Raw genomic sequence first — 26,816 nt, 5'->3', positions numbered from 1 at the left:
AAGCGGCAACCGTGCCGAGTCGAGTCATGTTAAAATAATCAGGTTCTGTTGTTGAGCTTGTATCTTGAGTCTGTTAAATCCAGTAAATATTCCACTGTCTTTGTATATTCATATGCCTTGGTGTGTACGTAAATGTCCTTATTGTGACTTTAATTCGCATGCTGTTCCTGATGGGCAATTGTCGATGGACTTGGAACAGCAATATCTTGAAGCATTGGTGGCTGACTTTGAGACTCAGGTTGAAATGGCGCAAGGGCGGTCTATCCACAGTGTATTTATTGGTGGTGGTACGCCGTCACTGATTTCTGCACAAGGTTATCAATGGTTGTTCGATCAACTCAAAGCGCATTTAGACTTTGAAGATGACTGTGAAATTACACTGGAAGCTAATCCAGGTACGGTTGAGCATGATCCATTTGCCGATTATCTGGCGGTGGGGATTAATCGTTTATCACTGGGCGTACAAAGTTTTGATCCAGAACATTTACAGCGACTTGGTCGAATTCATTCAGCCAATAATGCACTGGATGCGATTCAGCAGGCGCGTCAAGCAGGCTTTGAGCGTGTTAATGTTGATCTTATGCATGGTTTACCCCAACAAACAGAAGAACAAGCCTTAACGGATCTTAAATTGGCTGTAGAGCATGGTGCAACGCATATTAGCTGGTATCAACTGACCATTGAGCCAAACACGGTTTTCTTCCGCACTCAGCCTGTATTGCCACAAGATGAGGTTTTAGAACATATTCAAGAACAGGGTGAGGCGTATTTAAAAGCTAATGGTTATGTGAATTATGAAGTTTCAGCATGGCGTAAGGAAAAGCCATCTGCGCATAATTTAAATTATTGGCAATTTGGTGATTATCTGGCGATTGGCGCAGGTGCACATGGCAAGGTGACACGTCCGGACGGTGTCTATCGTTTTCAAAAAACACGGTTGCCGAAAGATTATTTAGCTAAAGTTCCTGCAGAGCATGTGCAAATGAAGCGTATCGAAGCTGAGGAATTACCTTTTGAATTTATGATGAATGCTTTGCGTTTAAACGAAGGTGTTGCAGCAGCATTTTATGCTCAACGTACTGGGCTTGAACTGGATGAGTTAAATCCAAAGCTAGTGCGGTTGCGCGAGAAAAAATTATTGATTGCGGATAGCCAGCGAATTGCTTGTACAGAGCAGGGACATATTTTCTTAAATTCAGTATTAGAAGCATTTTTATAATTTAAGCACATGATGACTTTAAGCAAGGATGCTTAGAGTGAAACCAGTTCTGTTGTCATCTTTTAGAAAGAAATTGAGTAGACAATAAAAAAGCCTCATCAATGATGAGGCTTTTTAGAATTTGGTGGGTCGTCCGCGATTCGAACGCGGGACCAACGGATTAAAAGTCCGCTGCTCTACCAGCTGAGCTAACGACCCTGAAAGAATTTTAGAGTAACACTCTAAAATTGTTGCAAGACAAGCAAAGCGCGTAGTCTTACAAATCTTGATAACTTTCGGTTATCAATCCTTTTCAGGAGTATCAAAACATTAGATGGTGGGTCGTCCGCGATTCGAACGCGGGACCAACGGATTAAAAGTCCGCTGCTCTACCAGCTGAGCTAACGACCCTAAGCAAGTATTTCAACAAGCTTCGCAAGAAAAACTAATTTGTTCTAAATGCGTCTTCGTTTTGATGTTGCGTATTCTAGCAACTTATTCAGCTAACACAAGAGGAAATTCAAAAACATGTGCATGATTGTTTATAAAAAGCACGATTTCCTCTTATTTAGCTAAAAAATAAACTAGAAACGGTATTGATAGCTTTGAATATTATCAAAGATCTCAGTATTTACATCACTATAGCTGCTTGCACCTGGTAATAAAACCAGTAAACGTTCAGAAGTTTTGCTCGGATTAAATGAGTCTTCTTTCAGTTTATTCTTCTGGTATTTAAATGTTCCAGTTGTTTCTACTTTCTCTTGAACACGTAAGAAAACGGGAATGGCATAAGACGGTAAGCATTTTTTAAACACATTAACCATGTCGCTTAAGTCCGCTTCATTGAGTTCTGCACCATCGACCAAGGTGATCGCTGCCATACCTGCGCGACCATTGGTATTTGGAATTTCTACACCGTATACCACAGCCTCTACGATCTTTTCATATTCGCAGACCATGTTTTCTACTTCTGTTGTAGAAACGTTTTCACCCTTCCAACGGAAAGTATCGCCTAAACGGTCCACAAACTGTGCATGGCGGAAACCGATATCACGAACCAAGTCACCTGTATTGAAATATGAGTCACCTTGGGTAAACACATCTTTCAAAATCACAGACTTGTTCTTTTCAGGATCGGTATAGCCATCGAATGGTGAACGGCTGGTGATCTTACCAATCAGTAGACCGACTTCGCCTGTTTTCACTTTCTTACAGTGACCTTTCTTATCGCGGACTAATTCATTCTTCTCTTTGTCGAATTCAACGATTGCATACGGTGTTGGAGAGAAGCCTACGGTGTTGTCAAAGTTGAAGATGTTGCTAAAACCAACGTTACCTTCGCTAGATGCGTAAAGTTCAAGTACTTCTTCGACACCAAAGCGTTCTTTAAATTTGCCCCAGATATTCGGACGCATGCCGTTACCGATCATTTTGGTGACGCGGTGTGCACGATCTTGTTCTGTTGCAGGTGCATCAATCAGGTAACGACACAGTTCACCGACATACCCAATTGCAGAGGCATTGAATTTCTGTACATCTTTCCAGAAGGCACTGGTTGAATATTTACGACGAACAGCAAGTGTTGCACTGCCAGCAATCACACCACACCAACATACGACGACACCCGTCGCATGGTAAAGCGGGAGAGTCACGTACATCACATCATCTTTACCTAAATTCAGAATGTGACCATAGGTGCCATAAGCCAGCGTCCAGCGACTATGAGTGAAAATTACTGCTTTTGGTAAGCCTGTTGTACCTGAGGTATAGATGTAGAACAAACCATCTTTACCTGTCACTGTGCGCGTGGTCGATGGATTGAATTTTGGGAATTGATCAATTTGTTGCGCTAGGTTCACGTAACCTTGTGGTGCAGTCCCTGCATTTTTACGGGTTTCTTGATCGGCAAACCAGTGGAAACGATCTTGAGCAACTTTTAAGTCTTGACGTGCTTCATCAATCGCAGCGCGAACTTCTTCACCTGCAATCACCGCAATTGGATTGACCAGATTAATACTGTGCGCGAGTACCTTACCGACTTGTGAGGTATTGACGAGTGCAATTGTCACCCCAATTTTTGCCAATGCAACGATAGAGGCAATAAGTTCAGGACGGTTTTCAACCATCACTGCAATGACATCGCCTTTTTTAGCACCAAGCGATAAATAATAATGCGCAATTTGGTTTGCCCATTCATTGAGTGCTTGGTAGCTATAGCTTTGATCTTCAAATAACAGTGCGATGCCTTGAGGGTTACGCTTGACTGCTTTTTCAAAGGCAATACCTAAACCAGCAGGAGATGTTGGTGTTCGCAAATATGCTTGTTTAAGACCATTGAGGATATGAGGTACTTTAGTGATGAAGTTAGGAAGTCGAGTTGCGACATCACCAAGGGTAATAATATCGGTCTGCGTAGTTTGGCTCATATCAATCCTATTTATTTTTCGATCAATCCAAGAAATGGCTATCCGTTAGAACACAACCATTCACACCATTTTGTTAATGCTGTTTTGTAATGGTAAGTGCCTAGAGCAATCAACCTAATTTGACAAAATAACAAAAAAGCCTAGTCATCGAAATGACTAGGCTTAGCCTTATTGAGTGCAATTTAGCAAATTACTCACTCAGCTGTGGCTTTTTTAGGTGGACGGCCACGTGGACGACGAGGGCGGCTAGATTTCTCTTTTTCCGCTTTCGCTGCTTCATCATCCAATTCTGCTTCTGTCGAAGTTGTCGCTTGTTCAGCTTTTTCAACAGCTTGAGCAGGCTCGGTAACTTCTGCAACAGTCTCGCTTACGGTTTCAACTTCTGCAGTTACAACCGGTTCAACTGCTTCAGCCTCAACTGGCGCAACTTCTGCTACAGCATCTGTACTGGCAAGTTCTAAAGGTTGTTGCTCAGGTGCAGTAGTTACTGCTGCTTCTGCGACAACGACATCTTCTGCTTGTTTCACTTCTTCTTTCGATTCAGTGCTTTCCACAGGAGCTGGTGCTGCATTTGAGGCAACATGTGCTTCTTTCGCTTGCTCTGCTGCCATTTTCGCTAAACGACGACGTTCACGCGGATCATTGGCAACACGAATTGCTGCTGCTTCTGGTGGTGTAAGTGCTAGCACAGGTGCTGGTTCAGCTTCTTCCACTACTTTTTTGCTTGGAAGTTCAGCATCACGTGTGACAGGACGCTTATTTTCTTCAACCGTTGTTTCCACGACTAAAGAGTTTGCATATTGTTCAGCAAACTTTTGTAGTGCGCGGTTAAACGTGGTGATTAAGCCAAATTGGTCAATGAGAATAGTGCAATCTTCACCATAGACATGACGAATCAAACTGCTGACCGTGTATTGACCCAAAGTCGGAATTTGTGATGGTGCCACAACGACTTTAGGTGCTGCTTTTTGAGCTGCTTGAGCACCACGTTGACGACGACGTGAACGTGGGTCATTGGCTGCACGTTTTACAGGTGCTTGAGCAGTTTCTGTTGCAGGTGCTTGTTCAGCAACGGCAGCTTTTTCTGCTTGAACAACAGGTGCGGTTTCAGCTTTTTCAACAACCGCAGCTTCAACTTTAGGTGTCAAAGCAGGTGCTTGTTGCGAGTTCAGAGCCACAATTTCACTTTGACCTTGATCAATATTAACGATTAGGGCAGTGTTCATTGGTGCTGAACGTGGAGCATCTACCACATCAACTTTCACCTGTTGCGGATTCGCTGGTGCTTCAGTTGTAGCAGGAGCTTCATTCAATACGCTTTGATCGCGATGACGATTTGGGCGATTTGGACGTTGCTGATTACGATCACGACGTGGCAACGGTGCAGCCTCGTTACCATGCGCAGCATCATTGTTGTGCTGTTGCTGGTTTTGTGATTCTTGAGGTTGTTGACGTTTTTGCTGACGTTTTAGCTCACGTTGCTCATGACGCTGTTCTTGGCGTGAAAGCTGTACCACTTCTTCATGCACTTGAGTTTGTTGTTCATGTGCATGCGCGTGTTGCTCGCGTTGTTCTTTGTGCTTACGCTTCTTCTGATTTTGATTTGGACGATTTGATTTCTCGTCTTTATCAAACTGCTCACGAGCTTCTTGTTTCACAGGATTTTGCGAAATATAAGCATTGTTTGCTGCTGGTGCTGCGACTTCGGTGGCAGCAGGTGCATTCACTTGACCAAATTGACCACGGCTTACAGCACCATTATTTACCATTTGTTCAATGGCTGCTGCTGCATTTTGTGCAGAACGTGCTTGGTCAGTGGTTTGTGCTTGTTTTTGAACAAATAAGTTTTCTAACCATGCACAAGGACTTGCTGACTTTTGTGTCGTTGCTTGTGGTTGTTTTGCTTGAGCAGCGTGTTGTTGTGCCGCTTTCTTTTGTGGTGCTGCATTATTTTGTGTTGGTGCAGCATGGTGGTGCTCTGCATCTTCTAAATGCCAGTCAGAAGATTCATAACCCAGTTCTTTTTCACTTGAACGGGTTGCTTCTGTACGTTCATAACTAGAAGGTGCAAAACCGTCTGGATTGAACTGGATTTGATAATGTGGAGTTTCTAAATGTGGGTGAGGCAATACTGTCACACGAACATTCGAAGTTTGCTCAAGGTAAACCAGGCTGTGACGCTTTTCATTCAACAAGAATGCTGCAATTTCAACAGGGACTTCGACTTGAACTTCACCTTGACGCTCACGTAAAGCGATTTCTTCAACCTTACGCATAATCGAAAGTGACAGCGAACGTAAGTCACGTACCATGCCTGTGCCATGACAGCGTGGGCATACGTAGCCAGTCGCTTCTTCTAAAGAAGGACGTAGGCGTTGACGACTCATTTCCATGAGGCCAAAACGTGACAGTTGACCGAATTGAATACGTGCGCGATCGCTTTGAGTTGCTTCACGTAATTTCGCTTCAACCATACGTTGGTTACGGTCTTTGGTCATGTCGATAAAATCGATCACGACTAAACCACCGATATCACGTAAACGAAGTTGACGTGCAATTTCTTCGGCAGCTTCTAAGTTGGTATTGAGCGCAGTTTCTTCAACATCATGGCCACGTGTTGATTTTGCCGAGTTGATATCAATTGATACCAGTGCTTCGGTTTGATCAATCACGATTGAACCGCCAGATGGAAGTTTTACTTCACGCTCATACGCAGTTTGGATTTGGCTTTCGATACCAAAATGAGCAAATAAAGGCTCATTCAATGTATAGGTTTTTAATTTGTCGAGTTGACGCGGCATCACTGCTTTTACGAAGTTATACGCTTCGTTGTAGGCTTGCTCGCTATCAATCAGAATCTCAGCAACGTCATCGCGTAAATAATCACGAATCGCACGCGTCACTACACCAGCTTCTTGATGCACTAGCATTGGTGATGGGCCTGAACTTGCTGAACCTTGGATTTGTGCCCAAAGGTCAAGCAGATGTTGCAAGTCGAGTTGAAGCTCTTCTTGAGTACGGCCAATCCCTGCGGTACGAACGATGACGCTCATGCCACGTGGTAGATTTAAAGACGCTAAAATTTCTTTCAATTCTTCACGAACTGAACCAGAAATCTGACGGCTAATACCACCACCTTTTGGATTGTTTGGCATGAGGACCAAATAACGGCCTGCAAGTGAGATAAAAGTAGATAGGGCAGCACCTTTATTGCCACGTTCTTCTTTTTCAACTTGAACCAGTAATTCAGTGCCTTCAGTGATGAGTTCACGAATATTTGAGGTTTGACGAGGGTCAGCTTTGAAGTACGAGTTTGCAATTTCTCGCATCGATAAAAAGCCTTGACGCTGTGCGCCGTACTCAACGAAAACCGCTTCTAAAGACGGTTCAACGCGAGTGACATGACCTTTATAGATATTTGATTTTTTTTGTTCGCGTGTACGATTCTCTAAATCGAAATCGTAAAGACGATTACCAGTGATAAGTGCAACGCGAACTTCTTCTGCGTGGGTTGCATTAATCAACATACGTTTCATGGGTGTGACACCTAATAGTGATGCACACAAACAACAAGCTCAATATTTTTGAGCAGACATCAAATTGGCGCGATCAAGACTCAGAAGCAACTTTGTGTAGGAAGCTCTGAAACCACTGACTGTAAATATCCAGCTGGGTTTTGATACGGTTACTTCGATGTCAGCAATACTGCTTCGATCTTGAATCCGTTGATATTTCATGTATGTCTTACATCTGTGAAATATCACTAGATCCGACATAATCAAAGTTTCCTGTACGCTTCACTGGCGGGTGAGCGGTGCATTGGATGGTGACTTTCACTGTCATTAAGCATTGAAGTCGATCCATCTGGAAGTCTTGATACGGAATGATCATCGTATCTCTGCTTAGCAGTTCCAATGCATCAACGCTTTAGCCTGAATGCGACATCAGGGAGCAAATTGTCTGATGTGGATCAGTTTACGTTTAATAACCAGCAAATTGCTGGCGACATATTTTTTCTGAACAAACTGTATGTGCAGATGCACAATTAAACGCAACAGTTTGCCATTTTGCCGATATAATAAGCCTTCGGCGTCGGCATAATTCTTTAGGACCTATCCGAGTTGTTGGTGAATATCTCATCGATTTAAAATTTTATCTAAATAAAATTTTTGATTTGATGCTCACTTACGGTGGTATCCGTGCGCTGAATATATCAAACCTTGCAGCATCTGCCTATGGGCTAAGTTTAGGTTTCTTGTGAAATAACTTAGCTAAATGATCAATTTTTAATCATATTTAACAAATCTTGGATTAATCGAGCGTATGAATTCTACACAGCAATGGCAAAGTGTCACTTGGTTTGACGTGGATGAACATCAAGAAGGGCAGCGAATAGATAATTTTTTATTTACCCGATTAAAAGGTGTTCCAAAAAGTCGCATTTATCGCTTAATTCGTGAAGGGCAAGTACGCGTTAATAAAAAAAGAATAAAAGCAGAAACACGTTTGAGCATTGGTGACCAAATTCGTGTCGCTCCAATTCGTTACGAACAAAAAGATGAATCTGATGTACCGGTGAGTGATGATGTAGCACAAAGCTTACTGAGCCGTGTGGTCTATGAAGACGAAGGTTTGTTGGTGATTAATAAACCTTCAGGTATTGCCGTACATGGTGGCAGTGGTGTGGCTTATGGCTTAATCGAAGCGTTACGCGCTGCGACTGGCAAAAAATATTTAGAATTGATTCATCGTATTGACCGTGATACCTCAGGTTTGGTCATGATCAGTAAAAAACGCAGTACCTTAAAATTACTACAGGATTTACTGCGTGAGCATAAAATTCAAAAAACTTATGCTGCAATTGTCAAAGGGCAAGTTAGTCTGGATCAGCAATTGATTGATGCGCCATTATTGCGTTATGAGTTGGCTAATGGCGAACGTCGTGTGCGTGTGACCAAAGAAGGCAAGCCAAGTAAGACCAACTGGAAAGTGGTTGAGCGATTTAAATCGGCTACTTTGGTACATGCTTCGCCGCTTTCAGGTCGTACCCATCAAATTCGTGTGCATGGTTTAAGTATTGGTCATCCTTTAGTTGGGGATGATAAGTATGGTCACAACACGCCACATGCAGGTCCAGAGGCACGTCGTTTGTGTCTACATGCGATGCGCTTAGACATTCCAAACTATCCAAGCATTGAAGCGCCAATGCCTGAAGACATGCAACAGGTGATCGATCAGTTGAGAAAGCAGAAATGAGTCAAAATATCGAGTTAGTGATTTTCGACTGGGATGGCACTTTATTTGATTCGGTTGGGCAAATCGTGGCAAGCCTGCAATATGCGGCACAACAGTTTGAACAACCCCTGACGGACGACGCGGCAAAAAGTATTATTGGCTTAGGTTTACCTGAAGTGATGCAAATCTTGTTTCCACAAGTTCCGCATTTACAGCAAGACATTTTGCAATGTTATGCGGATCACTATGTGGCAAACTCCAAAGGGGATGCATGGTTTAGTGGTGTTGCAGAGTTACTCGCAGATCTAAAACAGCAAGGTTTAAAGCTGGCTGTGGCAACAGGCAAAAGCCGTAAAGGTTTAGATCGGGTTTTGGCACAAACCAATAGTGATGAGATCTTTGATATTACCCGTGCAGCAAGTGAAACCAAATCTAAACCTGATCCATTGATGTTGCAGGAAATTCTTGCCGAGATGGATGTCACTGCTGATCGTGCTGTTATGGTAGGTGATACCAGTTATGATCTAGAAATGGCTCGTAATCTCAATATGCCGCGTATTGGTGTGAGTTATGGTGTGCATAGCATTGAAACCTTACTGCAATATCAACCTCTGGCGATCGCGCATAATGTGCAGGATCTACACAAGGCTTTGCAAAGTGTGCTGAATGTGGCTGCTTTGACCGAGAGTTAATTCATCTAAATTATATGAAACGACAATGATGGGGATGTTCGCCTTCCCATCATTCATAATAACAATAGGGACCATATGAGTCGTTCAATCCGTTTGCTCAATTTATTACAGCTACTTAGAGAATATCGCTATCCTGTGACCGCGCAGGTGTTGGCAGAGCGTTTACAGATTAGCCAGCGCAGTGTCTATCGTGATATCGAAACTTTGCGTGAGCAGGGTGTTTGTATTGATGCTGCCGCTGGATTAGGGTTTCAACTGAAACAAGATTTTCTGCTTCCACCGATGACGCTGAATGAAACCGAGATCGAAGCGATTTTTTTAGCACTGAATTGGTTGAGTGATATTCCTGATTTGGCTTTGAAATCGGCTTCAACTTCAGTATTGGCAAAACTCAATGCGGTACTGCCTGAGCATTGTCAGCATCAACTTGAACAAACCACTTTAAGATCCATCAATGTCTGGTTACCAGTTGATGAAACTTTGGTGGAGCAAGTTCGTTTGGCGATCCGTCAGCAGTTAAAAATTACCGTAGATTATGCCGACGAACAGCAACGGATAAGTTCTCGTATTTTGTGGCCATTTGCGCTAGGTTATTTTAATGATCGAATCGTATTGGCGGCATGGTGTGAGCTACGTAAAAGTTTTCGTCACTTCCGTATTGATCGGATTCGAGCGCTGAGCTTGAGTCAGGAGCTTTATCCTCAATTCAAACAACAATTATTCCAACAGTGGTGGGCACAGGAAATGTGCCGTGAGACTACTGACAAAAACTGACAATCAAAACAATTACATTGAAATAAGAATAACTCACCAAGGAAATATCAAAATGGCACTTAAACTTTATACCAATAGTTTTTCGCGTGGCGTCGTTGTTGACTGGTTACTGATCGAGCTTGGCATTGAATGCGAACGTATCGAGGTTGCTTTTCAAACTGAGATGAAAGCACCTGAATATTTAAAAATTAATCCATTTGGCAAAGTACCTGTTCTTGTCGATGGCGATGTTGTTGTCTATGAGCTAGATGCAATTTGTGCTTATTTAGCTGATAAATTTGCGGATAAAGGCTTGGCACCCGCACTCAATGATCCAAAACGTGGTGTCTATTATCGTTGGTTATTCTTCATCTCTGGGCCTTGGGAAGCCGCTTCAACGAATAAAATGCTTGGGGTTGAGGTGAAGCCCGATCAGAAAGGTTCTGTTGGATATGGTGATTACCACGATGCCTATAATGCCTTTGTGCAAGGACTGAGTGAAGTTGATCCTTATTTATGTGGGAAGCAGTTTACTGCTGCAGATGTGACGGTTGCTGCGATGTTATTTTGGCAGCTTAAGATGGGGGATATTCAGTCTCATCCTGCGATTGAGCACTATTTAGAAAACATTAAACAGCGACCAAGTTATCAAAAATTTGCAGCATTTTTTAGTAATGTTTAGACCCTAAATAGCAGCTAAAAAAGCCGAGTAACTCGGCTTTTTTATTTGTTTGATTTTATTTCGGATCAAGCTGGCTTTCTAAGCCAAATACCTGCCGAATTTCCTCCAAAAATTGCTGTGTTGCTATGCTGGATTTAAGTTTTTGGTAACTCATAAAAACATCTAAATGGGGCAGAGCATGATTCAATGGCCGTACCACAATTTGATCAGTGGCCAAAGCTTGGATATAAGCTGGTAAAATGGCACAACTTTGCCCTGAATGGACTGCTTGAATCGCTTCGCCAATCGTATTGGCCTCATCGATACTTTGAAAATGGATCTGCTGCTGTTTAATGTATTGCGTAATGGTTCGTGCCAAGGGTTGAGAGAGCTTGTGGGTCAGTATGGTTAAAATCGCACCCTGTAATTGAGTAGTGGTGATTTCTGAGTATTGGGCAAGCGGATGTTGCTTGGGCAGCATCAGTACCAAAGGTTCTTTTAATACCAGTTGACTGGAGAAGGTCTCATTTTCAAATTTTTGATTATTAAAAATAACATCTAAATCGCCTTTTTTAAGTAGGTTGATTTGATCGCTTTCTTTGAGATTGAGGCTGCGAATTTGTAACTTAGGTAGTCGGACTCTCAAACGTGGCAAGATATAAGGGAAAATACGAATTTCAGCAGAAGGGACAAAACCAATTCTTAAGCATAGTACTTTGGCGGCAGCAACCTGTCGTGCCATGGTCACGGCTTTATCTGCCTGCGTCAAAGTTAAACGGGCTTGCTCTAAAAAAACTTGTCCTTCATCAGTCAATTCAACTTTTCGTTTGGTCCGATGCAAAAGCTGAACGCCCACTTCATCTTCAAGATCTTTAATCTGCTGACTTAAAGAGGGTTGTGCCGTGTGTAATTTAAGCGCTGCTTTACTGAAACTGAGCTCTTCAGCAACGGTAATGAAATAGCGTAAATGACGTAATTCCATAAGGCTGGTCCAAAGGTGTCTAACAGTTTTTGTAGTTTTAGTGATGAGAACACCATGCTATTGGCGCATTATAGCCAAGGTGATTTTATATACAATATGCTTTTCCATAAAATGTAAAAAAAGATAAAAAACTCATGCTTACAGATTGGCCTGAATTGTCAGCAGGGTTTATTAGTTCGGTAAAATTGTGTTGACTCTGCATCAGAAAATCAGCATAACTAATAAGCTTATGTTAGGATCAAAGACCGATTTTATGAATCTAGAATAAGACGGGAATCCTGAAAAATCATCATGATTTGAATGGGTCGCGTTAAATAAGATTCATGATCTGAAGGGATAAATATTACCCACCTCATGCGATGAGATTCCACCAAAGAAGACGTACATGAAAGATAAGCCGACATTAACCTACCAATTGCCGACACAATCTTGCTTGAGCCATACTTGGGGGAAACCTCCTTTTCCACATGAGGCCTCTGATCATTGCGGAATAGATCGTTTCTATAATTTGCAGAAACCGCTCACACCTTTTGATCGTAAAGGCCTATTAAAATGGCTGGCTACACGACAATCATCGACTTGGACGGTAGATCGCTCGCATGAATGGAATATGCGAAATCACATGCTGGAGCTTCCCCAAAACCGTCCCCATGCAGATCTCAATGATTGGCAAATCTGGTTTGTTGGGCATGCGACGGTGTTAATTCAAATCGGCCCCTATAATTTTCTAACCGATCCAGTTTGGTGTGAATATGTCAGCCCCAAACAGGGCAATGGACCACGTCGAGTATGTCCAGCGGGGATTGCTTTGGAACATCTTCCAACAATTCATGGCGTGTTATTGAGCCATAATCATTATGATCATATGGATTTGGCAACTTTAGAATGGTTGCATCAAAAATTTGAAATGCCGATTTATACAGGCTTGGGTAATGGTTATTACCTACCTAAACATTTACATGTGATTGAAATGGATTGGTGGCAGGAGATTCCGTTTCATGATGAGTTGAAGATCGCTTATACACCTGCGCAACATACTTCTGGACGAGGTGTACGTGATCAAAATAGAGCACTGTGGGGTGGTTTTTCTTTAGTTGCTAAAACAGGACATTGCTTCTTTGCTGGGGATACAGGCTATTCCACGCACTTTAAACAAATCCATGAGCGTTATGGTGATGCACGTGTGGCGTTATTGCCGATAGGTGCTTATGAACCACGCATGCTGATGCGCTATGTACATATGAATCCACAAGATGCGTTTCATGCACATCTCGATTTACATGCCCACCGTTCTTTGGCGATTCATTATCGAACCTTTCAACTGACGGACGAAGATCGTGATGCCCCCGAGCATGAACTCCAACAAGCCATGAAATCCTCTTCAAAATTGGTGAATCCGTTTTATTGTATCCGTGAAGGGCACTTTATTCGTGCTTAGCATTTTGAAGTGCGTTGATACAGCATAGTGAAATCACAGAAAGGCTCGCAAGTGCAATATTCATGACCACAGGATTGAAAGCCTGATAGATTTTTTCGGGATAAATCAACAAGACGAAAATAAATAAGCCAATCAAACTGATGATGCTGAGCCAATGTAAATACTTGTGAGTTAAAAATAAAAACAAACTACCAAAAATGATTTCGGCAATGCCCGACAGTGAAATCATCCATGTAATATAAGGCATAGGCACATCGAGTTGCTGCCAAACATATTGCTCATCTTGTACCTGAAAAATTAATTTGGGAATCAGTCCCTGATAAATCCAGAGCACTGCAATAATTAGCTGACAAAACCTTAAGATCTGTTGAATAGTCTGGTTCTCTCTATTCATGTTAAGACCTCATCCAATAGAAAATGCTGCTGAGTTTCAGGTGTGACGCGATAGCATTGTTCGGTTTTACCAAATAGGCGATAACGATTAAGCGCAATACGACGATAAGCGAAATCACGTACCAGTTTAGGGATAACACGCGCATATTTTAAACTGGCGTAAGGGGAGTCTAGTTGATGCATGATGCGTAGAAATGCGGTCGATTCGGTATAACATTGACCATTTTCCAGTAAGACCATTGTTTCAAAATGGTCAGTAGGGAGATGGCAATAGGCAAGGAGTTGCTGTCCGACATTGGATTGAACAGAGACCAGTTTGAACAGATACTCAACATCATGTTTGATCATAAAATCAGCCCATGCCGAGCACAGCACACACTCAGCATCAAACAAGATGATGTTATTGGTTTGAATCAGTTGCTGTAATGGTTTGGGCATGGTTATTTTTCTGATGCTGTTTTGAATAAATTGTCACCCAATTCCATAAAAAAAGCCATCCGAGGATGACTTTTGTTTTAGCATTTCAAAGCTTATAGGAAGCTTGGTAAATGACGGGCTGGATCTGTTTCACGTGCTGCTTGAGCGTCTGCAACAGTAAGTCCTAGAGCTGCAGCAACACCTTCACCATAAGCTGGATGGCAAGCATAGCAGTTACGGATGTGGCGATATTTGATGAAGTCTAAAGCATCACCCATCGCACGTGCGGTATTACCAAACAGTGCTTGTTGTTGTTCAGGTGTCATCAATTCAAACAATGCACGTGGTTGGCTGAAATAGTCATTGTCATCTTCACGATAATCCCAGAAATCGGCATCGCCATTAATTTTCAATGGTGGCTCTTTGTATTGAGGTTGTTCTTGCCATTGACCGAAGCTGTTTGGCTCATAATGTGGTAAGCCACCATAGTTGGCGTCGATACGGCCTTGACCATCGCGGTGGTTACTATGTACAGGGCAACGTGCGGCATTAACTGGAATTTGTTGGTAGTTCACACCAAGACGGTAGCGTTGAGCATCCGCGTAGTTAAACAAACGTGCTTGTAACATACGGTCTGGTGAAACACTGATACCAGGTACCAAGTTACTTGGTGCAAAAGCAGATTGTTCTACATCTAAGAAGAAGTTTTCTGAATTACGATTTAGTTCGAATTCACCGACTTCAATTAATGGATAGTCGCCGTGAGGCCAAACTTTGGTTAAGTCAAATGGGTGATATGGAACTTTCTCTGCATCTTGCTCAGGCATGATTTGTACAAAAAGCGTCCATTTTGGATAATCTTTACGTTCAATCGCATCGAATAAATCACGTTGATGACTTTCGCGATCTTGACCCACCAATTCGCCAGCTTCTGCATCGGTTAAGTTTTTAATCCCTTGTTGCGTTCTAAAGTGGAATTTCACCCAGAAACGTTCATTAGCAGCATTAATAAAACTATAAGTATGGCTACTAAAACCATGCATATGACGATAGCTTGAAGGGATACCACGATCAGACATCACGATGGTCACTTGGTGTAATGCTTCTGGAAGTAAAGTCCAGAAATCCCAGTTATTGGTTGCACTACGCATGTTGGTTTTAGGGTCACGTTTTACCGCTTTGTTTAAATCTGGGAATTTACGTGGATCACGTAAGAAGAACACAGGGGTATTGTTCCCGACCATGTCCCAGTTACCTTCTTCAGTATAAAATTTTAAAGCAAAACCACGGATATCTCGTTCTGCATCTGCTGCACCACGTTCACCTGCAACCGTGGTAAAGCGCGCAAACATTTCGGTTTTTTTACCGATTTCACTAAAGATTTTCGCGCGAGTATATTGAGTAATATCATGGGTGACCGTGAACGTGCCAAATGCACCTGAACCTTTGGCATGCATACGACGCTCAGGAATGACTTCACGAACAAAGTTGGCAAGTTTTTCATTTAGCCATAAATCTTGGGCTAATAATGGTCCTCTAGCACCTGCGGTCATACTGTTTTGGTTATCAACGACAGGGGCACCAAAATCAGTGGTTAAGTGGCTATAAGGACATTTTTTATCGTCTTGGCTCATGTTCTATCTCCATCAAGATGATCTGTGAGTGAGATCATCTCAACTATTGGACCGTTCAAAGATATGAATGTTTAACTATTTCATGTGCAAATTGGGTATCGAAATTTCAGATGCCTAAGTGCGATTTATCATGATCAAGTTCACATCCTTTGTATTTTTACTCTAGGTTGATGAAAGCTTTTTTTCCAATGGATTAAAGTTGATGTCATAAATGCTTTATTCGATTGAAGCTGTCTAAATCTTAAACATGAACTGCAATGTTTTGAATGTTAGATTTGTTAAAAAAAGATAAAAGCTAATGAAAAAATAAAGACTTACTGTTTTAGTTGGATTAAATAAAAAGTGAGGACAACCCCGATTCTTAAAAAGTAAAAATCTAAGAATTTAGGATAAAGAAAGGCGATTTTTGCATGTTGGAGTTGTGTAAAAGGCCTTAAAGAGTGCTCTAGAATTATTTTATATATATCTTCAATGCTGTTTGAGCAGCATTTAAAACATGAGATATTTCACTCTATGCGAGTTAGGTTTCTGAACATAAAGACTAAGTTGGAGATATGTAAATCCTCAGGATTTTAATATTTGCTATGTTATTTTGTGCTTATGTTTTAAGAGATTAAAAAAATGAAAAAGTTAGCATTAAGTTTCGGATTGTCTTTAACTGTTTTAGCAGGTTGTACTTCCATGCCACAAAAAGATGAAACTAAAGCAAACTCATTGAATGTTGAGTTTGTTGGACCAGGTAATTATGCGGTAACGCCACAGCAGGGTACCGTGAGTTTGTATGCGGTGGACAGTCAGATCGCCGATGTTCCAGCGACGTTGATTCAACAGAAAAAAGTTCAGATCTCTCAGGTGCCATTTGTAGTTGATTTTACTGTGCCAGCAGATCATCGTAAGCTTATTCAACCCTCAGTTCGAGAGGATGCAAATATCAAGTATTACGTGACTTGGGAATCAGATGCCAAGAATTTGACTGGTAAAGATGCGATTGTGATCGATTATGATCGTAAATTTCCGAACGTGACGTTGAATGGCGCTAAACAACAGATTTACCTACGCCCAGCAAAATAAACAGATATATTGAAAAAGGGCGATCTTGTTGAAAGAGTCGCCCTTTTTTATGTTTGATCTTATCTGCAAATGTCTGGTTTAGACATTGAGCATACGATTTGATTTAACCATATCGGCCAAACCGTGGGTTCTAAAATAATGTTCGAGCCAGCTTTTAATGACCAATGGGTTATTCATTTGTAGAACATCATCTAAGAGTTTTTTGGCATCACTCATTGGGACATGACAAATCGCTTTGCGTACTCTTAGAATATTACTAGAACTCATCGACAGGGTATTAAAACCCATTGCCATCAGGAGAATAGCTGATAATGGATCACCTGCCATTTCACCACAGATACTGACTGGTTTTTGATGCTCATGGCAGTCCTGTACCAAACGTTTTAAGGCACGCAGGATAGAAGGATGGAAATGTGAATAGACGTTGGCGACATGAGGATTATTTCGATCAACTGCCAATAAATATTGGGTTAAATCGTTGGAACCGACCGAGAAGAAATCAACCAGTTCGGAAAACTCATCAATTTGTAATAGAACACTCGGTACTTCAACCATAATGCCGATTTTCGGTTTGGTAATCTTGACCTGTTCTTCTTCTTGTACTGCGATCCAGTCACGCTCCAACAGATATAGAACTTCTTCAACTTCACTGACACTGGTTACCATTGGCAACAAGATATGCAAATTATTCAGGCCGATACTGGCTTTGAGCATGGCACGGATTTGTGCAGAGAAAATTTCTGGATGATCCAGTGTAAAGCGTAAGCCACGCCAGCCTAATGCTGAGTTTTCTTCTTCAATACTGAAATAAGGTAAGTCTTTATCCGCACCAATATCGAGGGTACGCATAATTACGGGTTTATTGGCAAAATGGCTGAGCTGTTGACGGTAAATGGCACGTTGCTCTTCTTCGCCAGGAAAGCGTTCACGTAGCATGAATGGAATTTCACTACGATACAGACCAACGCCTTTGGCACCACGTTGTACGCCACGAACCACATCAATCATCAGACCTGTATTTACGAACAAAGGAACTGACACACCATCAGGGGTAATTGCATCTTTGGTTTCGTATTGCTTTAAATCTTTGGCAATTTGCTCTTCTTCTTTTTGAACTTCTTTATAACGCTGGCGTAAGCGGCGAGGTGGATTGACGAAGATACGCCCTTGATAAGCATCGACAATCATCTCAATATCATCGAGTGTAGTAATGGGTAACTCGGTCACACCCACCACGGTTGGAATACCCAGTGCACGTGCCACAATCACCATATGTGAGTTGGCAGCACCTTCAGAGGTGACAATTGCAGCAATATTATCGACGGGTAATTCAACCAATGCTGCTGTACTGATTTCTTCGCCAATTAAAATACTGTCAGGACTGAGTTCACGGTGACTGGTATCATTTTCTTGCAAGCAAGCCAGAATTCGACGACCGAGATCTTTGAGATCTGAGACGCGCTCACGTAGATAGTCATCTTCCATTTGTGCAAATAGTGCAACATGTTTATCGATGACTTTACGTACCGCACCTTGTGCCCAACTGCCTGCACGAATATGGTCTTTGATTTCGCTTGGCAAAGCATTTTCATCAAGCATTCTTAAGAATACGCTAAATAAGGCGCGTTCTTCAGACATCAATGAATCTTGCATTTTTTCATCTAGAGATTGAATCTCCAAACGTACCGCAGCGATGGCTTGATCCAATAATTCCAATTCATCGCTGATATCTTCTGCTTCACGATCTGGAATCGCAGCAAGATCAGCAGGAGGATAGAGTACGATGGCACGACCTAAAGCGACACCGCCTGCACCAGAAACACCTTGGAAGGTTTTATAGCTAGGGCCATTGCTCGGTTTGCGGAAAACATCAATATTTCCCACCGCATGTGCATGGGCAATAACCCCTGAAAGTTGCGCACAGAGTGTAACCAAGAATGATTCAGCCGCTTCGCTAAAGTCTTGCGATTCTTTATTTTGAACAACCAAGACACCCATCACCTTACGGCGATACATCACTGGAACGCCAAGGAATGAGTTGAACAGTTCTTCACCAGTTTCAGGTAAATAGGCGAAGCGTTCATGTTTTGGTGCATTGTCTAAGTTAACGATTTCTTCACGTTGTCCAACGAGACCGACCAAACCTTCACCCACACTGAGTGATACTGCACCAACTGCTTCAGGTTTTAGACCTTTAGAGGCCATTAATACATAGCGGCGATTGCGTTCGTCCAATAAATAAATCGAGCAGACATCCACATGCATGGCATCGGCCACATGATTGACCATAATGTCCAAGGAATCATGCAAACTGACGGACGCATTGATTTCTTGCACAATGCGTCTAAGCGTGTCGAGTTGCATGTTTGACATGGATGTTTACTCCAATTTATTGAATCGTTATAGGCCTAGTTATAACAGCTCTGTAGCCAAAAATCATTGCTTAAAATGATGATTTCATGACAATTAGCGCTGAGGTAGTTGTAAACATAATTCCATCATGGCTTTACGGTAAACATCACGTTTGAAGTTGACCACTTGACCCAATGGGTACCAGTAACTCACCCATTGCCATTCATCGAACTCGGGTGGGTCTGATAGGTTTAACTGAATATGATGAGGCGAGGCCGTTAACTTCAGTAAAAACCATTTCTGCTTTTGTCCAATACATACCGGATCTGAATCTGACCGAATGTACCGATGTGGCAAACGATAACGCAGCCAACCTTTTGTTTGCGCTATAATTTGGACGTGTTCGGGCAATAAACCGACTTCTTCTCTCAGTTCACGAAAAAGTGCCTGTTCAGGGGTTTCTCCAAATTGGATTCCTCCTTGTGGAAATTGCCAAGCATTGTGACCAATGCGTTTTGCCCATAAAACTTGTCCGTCATCGTTTGCCAAAATGATCCCGACGTTGGGTCGGAAACCTTCTGAGTCGATCATTTGGCTACCTAAATTTTGTCTATATCGTTGACTTTGATCTCGGGGACAGTCACTCTTTTGTCCAACTCGAAAAAGGTCAAAGTAAAATGTTTAAAAATTGCTATGATCTTAACGAATTTCTATCGACTAGCGGTGATAGATTTACATTTTTTTTCTTAATTTTCAGTTTAAACGAGAAATTCTATGCAATTGGCTTTGTTTGATTTAGATCACACCCTGTTAAATACTGACTCTGATCACTCTTGGGGTGAATTTTTGGTCAATGAAGGTTTGGTTGATCCAGTTCATCATCGTCAAATGAATGATAAGTTCTATGAAGACTATAAAGCAGGGCAACTTGACCCGATTGCCTATAATGAATTTGTCTTTCAATTTCTAACCAAGCACGATAATAACTATTTAACTGAGTTACATCAGTTGTTTATGCAGAAAGTCATTCGTCCACAAATGCGTCCCAAAGGTTTTGAGGCAATTAAAAGACATCAAGCCCTTGGTCATGAGCTGGTTGGCATTACAGCGACCAGTGATTTTATTACTGCACCGATTTTCCGTGAATTTGGTATTACAGAAATTATTGCCACCAATGCAGAAGTGATCGATGGTCAATATACAGGCAAGGTGACAGGGATTCCGTGTTATCAAAAAGGCAAGCTCGCACGTTTAGATCAATGGTTAGATGGACGATCTGTTACAGAGTCATGGGCATATTCAGATTCAATCAATGATCGTTTCCTGTTGGAATATGCGACGCATGCAATTGCAGTAAACCCTGATGATCGTTTAGAAGCCCTGGCTCAAGAGCAGGCTTGGGAGATTCAGGACTGGTCGATATAAACTGATGATTTGATGCCAAATATCACCTGATGTAAGTGGGGGTATTTGGCAATGTATGAACAACAATAAAAAATATTGAATGACGCATTATATCTAGAGAAATATAGAAATTCTGATTAAAAAGATTGAGAGCGTGATATGTCAAAACAACGCATTAAATTACCTAAACAACTTTGGACAGAACAAAGTATTGATCTCACTAGACACCGCTACCAAGGCAAGTTACTGACCAAAAGTGAAGGTTTTGCTTTGGGGAAAGCACAACGGAAAAAAATTCCACGTGAACAATTGGCTCAACTTTCAGAGAGACCAAAAGATATTTCCGCTTTAACCCTCTATGATTGGAGTAATGAAGGCCGTTTGGAACGACTAAAACCAATTCGTGCCAAGCGGATGAGTGTATCTCCGTTTACCTTTTATCGTGGTATGCCTGCACTGATGTTATTTGATCAGGTTTGGGAGCCGTACAATTCAGGTTTATTTCAACAGATTTGTGGGGATTGTCATTTAAGTAACTTTGGTGGATTTGCTAGTCCAGAGCGTAATCTCTTATTTGGTATTAATGATTTTGATGAAACTCTGGTTGCACCTTTCGAATGGGATATTAAGCGCTTAGTCACCAGCTTTGTCATTGCAGCAAAAGAGATTGGCTTAGACGAAAGCGTTGGTTTAAAAGCAGTTCAGCGGATGCTCAACGCTTATATCTCGCACTTAGATCAGCAAATTGCGCTATCTCCTTTGCAAATCTGGTATGAGAAAATTGATGCCAGTATTTTATTGGAAAAAACTGAAAACCAGAAAATTCGTAAAAAATTAGCAAAAAAAGTGAATAGTGCCTCAGGTCGAGACAGTGCTTCGGTATTGCCAAAATTGACCCAACAGGATGATGAAACAGGATTTCGGCATTTTATTGAAGATGAGCCCTTGCTTTGGCATCCCAAAGCAGGAGAGCCATTTAGCGAGGATAATGATGCATTTTTTGAGTCCTACCGCAGCACGCTGAAATATGATCGCCAAGTCTTGTTTGATCGCTATCAATGTACTGACATCGCGTTAAAAGTTGTTGGCGTTGGCAGCGTGGGGACGCGTTCAGCCATTGCATTATTTGAAGATGCTGATCGGGAACCGCTGATTTTACAAATGAAAGAGGCCAATCCTTCGATTTTAAGCCCACTGTTTTTACAGAAAGTGCCACATGAAGGTGAACGAGTGGTCTATGGCCAACAGCTTATGCAAGCCGCCAGTGATATTTTCTTGGGATATTCAACTGATCAGCAGCAACATTATTTGATTCGTCAATTACGTGATATGAAAGTGTCTATCGATTTGGCAGGAATGGATGATGCGTTTTTTTATGAATATGCCGATAGTTGTGGTCTGGCTTTAGCACATGCGCATGCCAAAGCGGGGAATGCCGATGTCTTGATTGGATATTTAGGTGAAGGTGGCAGCATAGTTCAGATTTTACAAGACTATGCGTCACAGTACGCTGGGCGGAATTTAAGTGATTATCAGCAATTTATGAATGCGATTGCCGATGGTAAAATCCAGCTCGCTGGAGAGGAAGCACTTTAATTATAAGTCTATTGCTAGAGATGTAATCATCGTCAGGATCTGAAAGAAAAATGTTGAATAAAATTATGTCGGGTTTAGGCTTGCAAGGTGTCACTGTTGAAACACATTTGCATAATCCAACACTACAAGCAGGTGCAACATTACAGGGAGAGATTAGTTTTAAAGGTGGCTCATCCGATAAGGATATTAAAGGCCTCTATTTGCAATTGATGACGATGGCAGAAGTTGAATCAGGAGAGCATGAGTTTAATCAGCCTTTTGTGTTAGTCCAATGGTTAATTAGATCAAATTTTTCTTTACCAGCACATCAAAGCTACCATGTTCCATTTAGCATAGATTTGCCGCATGAAACGCCGATCACCGAAGTGGTTTGTCGTCGTAATGGAACACGGGTATGGATCAACACGTATATGGATGTTGATTGGGGTTTGGATGCCTCGGATCGAGATTATTTAAATGTGTTACCAACCCCAGCAATGCAGGCATTTGTACAGGCGATGCAGCAATGTGGTTTTGTACTTTCTTCCGTAGATGTAGAAAAAGGTCAATTGACTGCGCAGAATTTCAGCTCAACAATAGGTTGCTACCAAGACTAGAGTTTGTTTCTTCGCATATGTTCAGTGGTTTTAATGAGGTTGAGGTTTCTTTTGTCGCCGAAGCAACGCAAACCCATGTCATGCTTGAAGTCGATCGCCACTTTCGTTCCGATCAATTGCTCACAATGACCTTGTTGCATCATTGTTTAGAGATAGATCAGATGACGCAACAGATTCGCTATTTATTAAAAATTTAACCGATTCAATTTGACCTCCTCAACGGGAGGTTTTTTTGTCATATTAGTGTCATTATTTATTTTTAAGATCAAAGCATGAAAATAAAAATAAATCAGGAAGCGCAGACTTCCATTTCAGTTGATGCATTACTGCAATTAAAAAGACAACAACCGATGATTAAAATGCGATGGATCGCTCTCCCGATCTTGCTATTGATATTCATGTACAGTTGGCAGCAACAGCTTTTTACTGCTTGGGTGATACTTCCTTTTCTATGGCTAATCATTGTACTGAATCTGGCGTTGGTTGCCCGCTCTAAACGTGAGAAGTTGCAACAGCTTGAGCACTTCAAGTTTGATCCGATTTTTTGGAATAAATTCAGATTCTATTATCCAGAACTGGGTCTAAAACAACGGCAATTGATCGAAGCTGGATTCAAAGATTATTTGGCACTACATCTTATGCAAAAACAAGCTTACGCGATGCCTTCGCATGCAGTGGATAGTTTATGGCATGTGATGCTGGAGTTTCCGAAACAATATCAGCAATTATGTGAGCAGATACTCGGTCGACAGTTGCATCATAGCCCCTACGATGCAACGACTACATCTCAGCAGCAGACTAAACAATTGTTTGAAGCGTGGCGAATGAGTTGTACTTTGCATACTTTCCAGCCAAGAAATACTACGTTGTTGCCAAGACTGTTTGCAATCGATCAGGCACTCAATTGGCAGGAGGGGCAATATTTTAATTTAGAGCTGATGACGAAGGATTATGCACAATATTTGCAAACTCAGTCTTCGTCGTCCTCTTCGAGTTGTGGAAGTAGCAGTAGTAATAGCTGTAGTAGTTGTAGCAGCTGTGGAGGGGGCGGTGGCGATTAATAAATGTCGTTAACCAACATGCATCATTCGAATCAGTTCTTCAGCCGCTTTGGATTGAATGCGTGCGGGATGCCAAACCATACCCAGTTGACGCTGCATATCCAGTTTTAGATCAAGTTGCTTTAAATCCTGATTCACCAAGGTTTTGGGTAAAACCGACCAACCTAAACCAATCGACACCAGCATTCGTATTGATTCTAATGGGTTATTGCTCATGGTGATTTTTGGTTTTAAGTTATTTTTTTCAAATTCTGAAAGGGTAATTTGACTGGTATAGGTTTGTGCTGCTGGTAAAAGGCTTGGATAGGCAATTAGGTCTTCCAGTTTAAGTTGTGCTTGTTGTGCCAATGGATGGAAAGGAGCCGCCACGAATACCAAAGGATCATTCCAGATGGTGACGTAGTTAAGACGATCATCCCCAACTGGTGGTAAGGTTAGAAAGGCCAGTTCCAGTTCACCTGCCAAGACCTGTTCATGAGCTTGCTCAGAATCGACAAAATGCACATCTAAGGTCACTTGAGGATAATGTTGGACAAAGTTTTTAAGTAGTTCAGCCAGATGATGTAAGCCAATATGATGGCTGGTACCTATTTTTAAGCGGCCTTGGACCTGCGCTTGTTCATGGCTTAAGGTATGATGAATTTCCCCTAATTCATTTAACCACATGCGAACTTTAGGTAATAGAGAATGCGCTGCATGGGTGGGCTGAATTCCCCGACCCGCAGATTCAAATAGCTTGACCCCAAAATAGTCTTCTAAGCTATGAATCCGTTTGGTGACTGCGGGCTGAGTAATAAATAATTGCTCTGCTGCGATGGAAATTGAACCAGTTTCCATGACTTTTACAAATGCTTCAAAAGCAGCGAGATTCATACAAAAGTATCCAAAGAAATTTTAAAGCTGTTGAGTGTCTTTATTTAATTTAAATTCGAAATGATTCCAAATTTTCTCATGAAAGAAAAATGCAAAGGCTTGTACCGTTGGTTCAAGTAAACTTAAGGTCGCTGCAATCCAGAAGTTTCCTGTGATCACATAAGCAACCATCATGGCAACGCTGATATGCACAATATAATAACTTAAAGTTTTTTTAAAAGTTCGACGATTGTTATGTACAAATTTTTTAATACGAGTCATGGTGATGTCCTTAAGAACGTCTATATTTGTAAATAATAATCATTATCGAATGCAATGTAAAAAAGAAATTTCAATTTAGGACGATTGGATTTATAAATCGTGAGATGATTGATTGAAAATATGTGGCTCAAAGCTATAGTGTGTATGAGCTACACTCAGCTAAGATGATGTAAATTTTTTTTTAATTTAATGAGATGATCCAGATATAAAATTCTAATTTATCATTCCTAAAAGTTTGTTAATTTATAAAAATGATAAATTAGATTTATGTGATGTGATTGCTATAATTAATCCAAGATGAAAATACCCAGACCAATGGCAAGCACGATGGAGGGCGACGACATGGCAGGCAAGACTTTATATGACAAATTATGGGATGACCATTTAGTAAAACAACGTGATGATGGTTCGAGCTTAATTTATATTGATCGCCATTTATTACATGAAGTGACAAGTCCTCAAGCTTTCGAAGGTTTACAGCTTGCTGATCGTCAACCTTGGCGTTTAAGTGCCAATGTGGCGACGCCTGACCATAACGTACCAACCTCAAAAAAAGAACGTGAACAGGGGATTGCAGGGATTGAAGACGATACCTCTCGTATTCAAGTACAAACCTTAGATGATAACTGTAAAACATTTAATATCGTTGAGTTTGGTATCAATGATATCCGTCAAGGTATTGCCCATGTGGTTGGTCCAGAGCAAGGCTTGACTTTACCTGGTATGACCGTGGTCTGTGGTGATTCGCATACAGCAACGCATGGTGCTTTCGGATGTTTGGCACACGGGATTGGAACATCGGAAGTTGAACATGTGTTGGCAACACAATGTTTAGTACAGAAAAAATCGAAGAACATGTTGGTTCGTGTCGATGGTGTATTAGGCAAAGGCGTGACTTCGAAAGATGTCGTGTTAGCAATTATCGGCAAGATTGGTACTGCTGGTGGTACAGGTTATGCCATTGAATTTGGCGGGCAAGTATTCCGGGATATGTCAATCGAAGGCCGTATGACCGTATGTAATATGGCAATCGAAGCAGGTGCTCGTGTCGGGATGGTTGCAGTCGATGACAAAACCATTGCGTATGTGAAAGACCGTAACTATGCACCTAAAGGTGAGCAGTGGGATCAAGCAGTTACATACTGGGATACCTTGCATTCGGATGAAGATGCCGTATTTGATGCGGTAGTGGTATTGAATGGTGCAGAGATTGAGCCACAAGTGTCTTGGGGAACCTCTCCTGAAATGGTGATTCCTGTTTCGCAGGCAGTACCAACCTTAGAACAAGCCAAAGATGATGTACAGCGCAATGACTGGACCCGTGCTTATCAATATATGGGCTTAACTGCTGGTCAAGCTTTGGCTGATATTCAGTTAGATCGTGTTTTCATTGGCTCATGTACTAACTCGCGTATTGAAGATATCCGAGCTGCTGCAGATGTCGTGAAGGGCCGTACAGTTGCTTCAAGTATTAAGCAGGCGATGATTGTTCCAGGTTCTGGTTTGGTGAAACAGCAAGCTGAACAAGAAGGTTTAGATCAAATTTTCTTGGCAGCAGGTTTTGAATGGCGTGAACCAGGCTGTTCAATGTGTTTGGCGATGAATGCTGACAAGTTACAACCAGGTGAACATTGTGCTTCAACCTCGAATCGTAACTTTGAAGGTCGTCAGGGCAATGGTGGGCGGACGCATTTAGTGAGTCCAGCGATGGCAGCGGCAGCCGCCATTGCAGGCCATTTTGTTGACGTTCGTTCATTCTAAGGGAGCAAGATC

The 26,816-nt window shown here is 41.8% G+C and carries 22 protein-coding genes, 2 tRNA genes and 1 pseudogene; 12 read left to right on the top strand and 13 right to left on the bottom strand.

Annotated features, from left to right (window positions below):
- The first annotated feature begins 64 nt into the window (after positions 1 to 64).
- Positions 65 to 1,219 carry a radical SAM family heme chaperone HemW gene (gene hemW / locus GBI66_RS06385; protein WP_151715533.1) on the top strand — a complete coding sequence of 385 codons (1,155 nt, stop codon included), beginning with the start codon at positions 65 to 67 and terminating at the stop codon, positions 1,217 to 1,219.
- A 122-nt stretch (positions 1,220 to 1,341) separates the two neighbouring features.
- Here hemW and GBI66_RS06380 read toward each other — a convergent pair.
- The 5 genes from GBI66_RS06380 to GBI66_RS19435 form a co-directional block, all read right to left on the bottom strand.
- Positions 1,342 to 1,417 (bottom strand) — tRNA-Lys (locus GBI66_RS06380).
- Positions 1,418 to 1,533: 116 nt separating this feature from the next.
- A tRNA-Lys gene (locus GBI66_RS06375) sits at positions 1,534 to 1,609 on the bottom strand.
- A 173-nt stretch (positions 1,610 to 1,782) separates the two neighbouring features.
- On the bottom strand, positions 1,783 to 3,624 hold the full coding sequence (locus GBI66_RS06370; RefSeq protein WP_151715532.1) for a long-chain-acyl-CoA synthetase: 1,842 nt from the start codon (positions 3,622 to 3,624) through the stop codon (positions 1,783 to 1,785).
- A 194-nt stretch (positions 3,625 to 3,818) separates the two neighbouring features.
- Entirely contained in the window at positions 3,819 to 7,160 is a 3,342-nt protein-coding gene (locus tag GBI66_RS06365) for an Rne/Rng family ribonuclease (protein ID WP_151715531.1), read from the bottom strand.
- A gap of 208 nt (positions 7,161 to 7,368) precedes the next feature.
- Positions 7,369 to 7,515, bottom strand: a complete 147-nt coding sequence (locus GBI66_RS19435; protein ID WP_004637771.1) for a hypothetical protein — start codon at positions 7,513 to 7,515, stop codon at positions 7,369 to 7,371.
- A gap of 432 nt (positions 7,516 to 7,947) precedes the next feature.
- Here GBI66_RS19435 and GBI66_RS06355 point away from each other — a divergent pair, with 432 nt between their 5' ends.
- The 4 genes from GBI66_RS06355 (at position 7,948) to GBI66_RS06340 (ending at position 10,986) form a co-directional block, all read left to right on the top strand.
- Positions 7,948 to 8,880 carry an RluA family pseudouridine synthase gene (locus tag GBI66_RS06355; RefSeq protein ID WP_151715530.1) on the top strand — a complete coding sequence of 311 codons (933 nt, stop codon included), beginning with the start codon at positions 7,948 to 7,950 and terminating at the stop codon, positions 8,878 to 8,880.
- Positions 8,877 to 9,551 carry an HAD-IA family hydrolase gene (locus GBI66_RS06350; RefSeq protein WP_005192130.1) on the top strand — a complete coding sequence of 225 codons (675 nt, stop codon included), beginning with the start codon at positions 8,877 to 8,879 and terminating at the stop codon, positions 9,549 to 9,551. Before GBI66_RS06355 ends, GBI66_RS06350 begins: the two co-directional genes overlap by 4 nt.
- 75 nt (positions 9,552 to 9,626) lie before the next feature.
- Positions 9,627 to 10,325, top strand: coding sequence for a YafY family protein (locus tag GBI66_RS06345; RefSeq protein WP_151715529.1), 699 nt, complete (start codon positions 9,627 to 9,629; stop codon positions 10,323 to 10,325).
- Between the two features lie 52 nt (positions 10,326 to 10,377).
- Positions 10,378 to 10,986, top strand: coding sequence for a glutathione S-transferase family protein (locus GBI66_RS06340; protein ID WP_151715528.1), 609 nt, complete (start codon positions 10,378 to 10,380; stop codon positions 10,984 to 10,986).
- A 55-nt stretch (positions 10,987 to 11,041) separates the two neighbouring features.
- Here the strand turns inward: GBI66_RS06340 and GBI66_RS06335 are convergent, their stop codons facing one another.
- The gene (locus tag GBI66_RS06335; RefSeq protein ID WP_151715527.1) at positions 11,042 to 11,947 is read right to left on the bottom strand and encodes a LysR substrate-binding domain-containing protein; all 906 of its coding nucleotides are present in this window, start codon (positions 11,945 to 11,947) and stop codon (positions 11,042 to 11,044) included.
- Between the two features lie 385 nt (positions 11,948 to 12,332).
- On the opposite strand from GBI66_RS06335, the gene GBI66_RS06330 reads away from it, so the two are divergent.
- Entirely contained in the window at positions 12,333 to 13,385 is a 1,053-nt protein-coding gene (locus GBI66_RS06330) for an MBL fold metallo-hydrolase (protein WP_005192140.1), read from the top strand.
- Here the strand turns inward: GBI66_RS06330 and GBI66_RS06325 are convergent.
- The 3 genes from GBI66_RS06325 to GBI66_RS06315 form a co-directional block, all read right to left on the bottom strand.
- Positions 13,372 to 13,779: a DoxX-like family protein gene (locus GBI66_RS06325; protein WP_005192142.1), complete on the bottom strand. Its 408-nt coding sequence runs from the start codon at positions 13,777 to 13,779 to the stop codon at positions 13,372 to 13,374. The genes GBI66_RS06330 and GBI66_RS06325 overlap by 14 nt on opposite strands.
- Positions 13,776 to 14,216: a thiol-disulfide oxidoreductase DCC family protein gene (locus GBI66_RS06320; protein ID WP_005192145.1), complete on the bottom strand. Its 441-nt coding sequence runs from the start codon at positions 14,214 to 14,216 to the stop codon at positions 13,776 to 13,778. The genes GBI66_RS06325 and GBI66_RS06320 overlap by 4 nt, the downstream gene beginning before the upstream one ends.
- 92 nt (positions 14,217 to 14,308) lie before the next feature.
- Complete coding sequence (locus GBI66_RS06315) at positions 14,309 to 15,829, bottom strand: catalase (protein ID WP_005192148.1); 1,521 nt, start codon at positions 15,827 to 15,829, stop codon at positions 14,309 to 14,311.
- A gap of 621 nt (positions 15,830 to 16,450) precedes the next feature.
- Here GBI66_RS06315 and GBI66_RS06310 point away from each other — a divergent pair.
- Complete coding sequence (locus tag GBI66_RS06310) at positions 16,451 to 16,900, top strand: hypothetical protein (RefSeq protein WP_151715526.1); 450 nt, start codon at positions 16,451 to 16,453, stop codon at positions 16,898 to 16,900.
- A 78-nt stretch (positions 16,901 to 16,978) separates the two neighbouring features.
- Here the strand turns inward: GBI66_RS06310 and ptsP are convergent, their stop codons facing one another.
- The gene (gene ptsP / locus GBI66_RS06305) at positions 16,979 to 19,273 is read right to left on the bottom strand and encodes a phosphoenolpyruvate--protein phosphotransferase (protein WP_005192157.1); all 2,295 of its coding nucleotides are present in this window, start codon (positions 19,271 to 19,273) and stop codon (positions 16,979 to 16,981) included.
- A gap of 93 nt (positions 19,274 to 19,366) precedes the next feature.
- The gene (locus GBI66_RS06300) at positions 19,367 to 19,843 is read right to left on the bottom strand and encodes an RNA pyrophosphohydrolase (protein WP_004656060.1); all 477 of its coding nucleotides are present in this window, start codon (positions 19,841 to 19,843) and stop codon (positions 19,367 to 19,369) included.
- 183 nt (positions 19,844 to 20,026) lie between these two features.
- On the opposite strand from GBI66_RS06300, the gene GBI66_RS06295 reads away from it, so the two are divergent.
- The 4 genes and pseudogenes from GBI66_RS06295 (at position 20,027) to GBI66_RS06280 (ending at position 23,909) form a co-directional block, all read left to right on the top strand.
- The gene (locus GBI66_RS06295; protein WP_151715525.1) at positions 20,027 to 20,677 is read left to right on the top strand and encodes an HAD family phosphatase; all 651 of its coding nucleotides are present in this window, start codon (positions 20,027 to 20,029) and stop codon (positions 20,675 to 20,677) included.
- A gap of 138 nt (positions 20,678 to 20,815) precedes the next feature.
- Positions 20,816 to 22,252 (top strand): DUF2252 domain-containing protein, encoded by a 1,437-nt coding sequence (locus tag GBI66_RS06290; RefSeq protein WP_151715524.1) that lies wholly within the window; start codon positions 20,816 to 20,818, stop codon positions 22,250 to 22,252.
- Between the two features lie 50 nt (positions 22,253 to 22,302).
- A pseudogene (locus tag GBI66_RS06285) lies at positions 22,303 to 23,045 on the top strand (sporulation protein).
- Positions 23,046 to 23,120: 75 nt separating this feature from the next.
- A complete protein-coding gene (locus GBI66_RS06280; RefSeq protein ID WP_151715523.1) occupies positions 23,121 to 23,909 on the top strand; it encodes a hypothetical protein in 789 nt (262 codons plus the stop codon).
- Positions 23,910 to 23,918: 9 nt separating this feature from the next.
- Here the strand turns inward: GBI66_RS06280 and GBI66_RS06275 are convergent, their stop codons facing one another.
- Together GBI66_RS06275 and GBI66_RS06270 are read right to left on the bottom strand one after the other, a co-directional pair.
- Positions 23,919 to 24,782 carry a LysR family transcriptional regulator gene (locus GBI66_RS06275; protein WP_151715522.1) on the bottom strand — a complete coding sequence of 288 codons (864 nt, stop codon included), beginning with the start codon at positions 24,780 to 24,782 and terminating at the stop codon, positions 23,919 to 23,921.
- Positions 24,783 to 24,803: 21 nt separating this feature from the next.
- Positions 24,804 to 25,043: a DUF2061 domain-containing protein gene (locus GBI66_RS06270; protein ID WP_005192174.1), complete on the bottom strand. Its 240-nt coding sequence runs from the start codon at positions 25,041 to 25,043 to the stop codon at positions 24,804 to 24,806.
- Positions 25,044 to 25,385: 342 nt separating this feature from the next.
- Between GBI66_RS06270 and leuC the strand changes: the two genes are divergently transcribed.
- Positions 25,386 to 26,804 carry a 3-isopropylmalate dehydratase large subunit gene (gene leuC / locus GBI66_RS06265; RefSeq protein ID WP_151715521.1) on the top strand — a complete coding sequence of 473 codons (1,419 nt, stop codon included), beginning with the start codon at positions 25,386 to 25,388 and terminating at the stop codon, positions 26,802 to 26,804.
- The last annotated feature ends 12 nt before the right edge of the window (positions 26,805 to 26,816 follow it).

It is taken from the genome of Acinetobacter sp. TUM15071 (assembly GCF_008980925.1).
Classification (GTDB): Bacteria; Pseudomonadota; Gammaproteobacteria; order Pseudomonadales; family Moraxellaceae; genus Acinetobacter; species Acinetobacter dispersus.
Note: the sequence above shows the minus strand (reverse complement) of the source record. Positions and strands in the feature narration are given on the sequence as shown.

Excerpts from the sequence above, each read along its gene's own strand:
- leuC (WP_151715521.1), top strand. The coding sequence starts at position 25,386 with ATGGCAGGCAAGACTTTATATGACAAATTATGGGATGACCATTTAGTA.
- GBI66_RS06310 (WP_151715526.1), top strand. The coding sequence starts at position 16,451 with ATGAAAAAGTTAGCATTAAGTTTCGGATTGTCTTTAACTGTTTTAGCA.
- GBI66_RS06325 (WP_005192142.1), bottom strand. The coding sequence starts at position 13,779 with ATGAATAGAGAGAACCAGACTATTCAACAGATCTTAAGGTTTTGTCAG.
- GBI66_RS06275 (WP_151715522.1), bottom strand. The coding sequence starts at position 24,782 with ATGAATCTCGCTGCTTTTGAAGCATTTGTAAAAGTCATGGAAACTGGT.
- GBI66_RS06370 (WP_151715532.1), bottom strand. The coding sequence starts at position 3,624 with ATGAGCCAAACTACGCAGACCGATATTATTACCCTTGGTGATGTCGCA.
- ptsP (WP_005192157.1), bottom strand. The coding sequence starts at position 19,273 with ATGTCAAACATGCAACTCGACACGCTTAGACGCATTGTGCAAGAAATC.
- GBI66_RS06290 (WP_151715524.1), top strand. The coding sequence starts at position 20,816 with ATGTCAAAACAACGCATTAAATTACCTAAACAACTTTGGACAGAACAA.
- GBI66_RS06355 (WP_151715530.1), top strand. The coding sequence starts at position 7,948 with ATGAATTCTACACAGCAATGGCAAAGTGTCACTTGGTTTGACGTGGAT.
- GBI66_RS06340 (WP_151715528.1), top strand. The coding sequence starts at position 10,378 with ATGGCACTTAAACTTTATACCAATAGTTTTTCGCGTGGCGTCGTTGTT.
- GBI66_RS06330 (WP_005192140.1), top strand. The coding sequence starts at position 12,333 with ATGAAAGATAAGCCGACATTAACCTACCAATTGCCGACACAATCTTGC.
- GBI66_RS06300 (WP_004656060.1), bottom strand. The coding sequence starts at position 19,843 with ATGATCGACTCAGAAGGTTTCCGACCCAACGTCGGGATCATTTTGGCA.
- GBI66_RS19435 (WP_004637771.1), bottom strand. The coding sequence starts at position 7,515 with ATGATCATTCCGTATCAAGACTTCCAGATGGATCGACTTCAATGCTTA.
- GBI66_RS06270 (WP_005192174.1), bottom strand. The coding sequence starts at position 25,043 with ATGACTCGTATTAAAAAATTTGTACATAACAATCGTCGAACTTTTAAA.
- GBI66_RS06315 (WP_005192148.1), bottom strand. The coding sequence starts at position 15,829 with ATGAGCCAAGACGATAAAAAATGTCCTTATAGCCACTTAACCACTGAT.
- GBI66_RS06335 (WP_151715527.1), bottom strand. The coding sequence starts at position 11,947 with ATGGAATTACGTCATTTACGCTATTTCATTACCGTTGCTGAAGAGCTC.
- GBI66_RS06280 (WP_151715523.1), top strand. The coding sequence starts at position 23,121 with ATGAAAATAAAAATAAATCAGGAAGCGCAGACTTCCATTTCAGTTGAT.
- GBI66_RS06295 (WP_151715525.1), top strand. The coding sequence starts at position 20,027 with ATGCAATTGGCTTTGTTTGATTTAGATCACACCCTGTTAAATACTGAC.
- GBI66_RS06365 (WP_151715531.1), bottom strand. The coding sequence starts at position 7,160 with ATGAAACGTATGTTGATTAATGCAACCCACGCAGAAGAAGTTCGCGTT.
- GBI66_RS06350 (WP_005192130.1), top strand. The coding sequence starts at position 8,877 with ATGAGTCAAAATATCGAGTTAGTGATTTTCGACTGGGATGGCACTTTA.
- GBI66_RS06345 (WP_151715529.1), top strand. The coding sequence starts at position 9,627 with ATGAGTCGTTCAATCCGTTTGCTCAATTTATTACAGCTACTTAGAGAA.
- GBI66_RS06320 (WP_005192145.1), bottom strand. The coding sequence starts at position 14,216 with ATGCCCAAACCATTACAGCAACTGATTCAAACCAATAACATCATCTTG.